This is a genomic window from Nesterenkonia salmonea, from assembly GCF_005771525.1.
GTDB lineage: Bacteria > Actinomycetota > Actinomycetes > Actinomycetales > Micrococcaceae > Nesterenkonia > Nesterenkonia salmonea.
Genome location: NZ_VAVZ01000113.1, coordinates 1 through 942, shown reverse-complemented (window position 1 = coordinate 942; position 942 = coordinate 1). Strand labels below are relative to the sequence as shown.

Here is a 942-nt window from a genome sequence, read left to right as displayed (position 1 = left end):
AGCGGCGTTTCACAGGGGTGAAGACCCTCGGAGTCGACGAACATATTTGGCATCACGTCAACCCCGCCCGGCGGGGCCCGAAGGCCCTGACCGGCATGGTCGACCTCACCAGAAACCAACACGGCGCGGTGCAGGCTAGGCTGCTAGACCTGGTGCCAGGACGCACCGGCAAAGCCTACGCAGGATGGTTAGCAGACCGTAGCGAGGAGTTCCGGTGCGCGATTGAAGTCGCCCCACTGGACCCGTTCGCTGGGTATAAGACCGCTATCGATGACCAGCTAGAAGACGCCACCGCCGTCCTCGATGCCTTCCACGTCGTGAAACTCGGCACGGCCGCAGTCGATGAGGTCCGCCGCCGGGTCCAGCAAGACACCCTCGGTCATCGCGGCCGCAAGGGCGATCCGCTCTACCGCATCCGCCGGGTGCTGCAATCAGGGGCCGAGAACCTCACACCCAACCAGACCCGACGCTTAGAGCGGGTGGAATGCCCCCGGAAGTAGGTCCACACGTTATGCGAGCCGCGGTTCCTTCAATGGGTACAGATTTCAGCATACTCAGCCGGGCTGCGGTAACCGAGCGCTGAGTGACGCCTGACCGTGTTGTACTCCTTCTTCCAATCACCGATGATCACCCGAGCATGGGCCAGGGACCAGAAGCTGGTGATGTTCAGGCACTCATCCCGGATCCTGCTGTTGAAGGACTCCACGTAGCCATTGCGCCACGGCGCACCGGGTGGGATGTAGTGGATACCGGTGACCTCTCCAGCCCAGTCGGCCATGGCTTGGCAGATCAGTTCCGGGCCGTTGTCGCATCGCAGGACTTCCGGCAGCCCTCTGTCAGCGGCGATAGCGTCGAGGTGGGTGGTGAGGTCAGCGCCGGTGATGCTGCGGGCCACGATCCCGCCCAGGCATTCGCGGGTGTGCTCATCGACGATCGAGGCGA

The 942-nt window shown here is 63.5% G+C and carries 1 protein-coding gene and 1 pseudogene; one reads left to right on the top strand and one right to left on the bottom strand.

The genetic code is table 11. The annotated features are described in order from the left end of the window. Positions 1-473, top strand: a pseudogene (locus tag FEF26_RS15505) (ISL3 family transposase); the annotation flags it as partial. Positions 474-529: 56 nt separating this feature from the next. Here FEF26_RS15505 and FEF26_RS15500 read toward each other — a convergent pair. Beyond that, a partial coding sequence (locus FEF26_RS15500; RefSeq protein ID WP_138254426.1) for an integrase core domain-containing protein occupies positions 530-942 on the bottom strand: 413 nt, incomplete at its 5' end.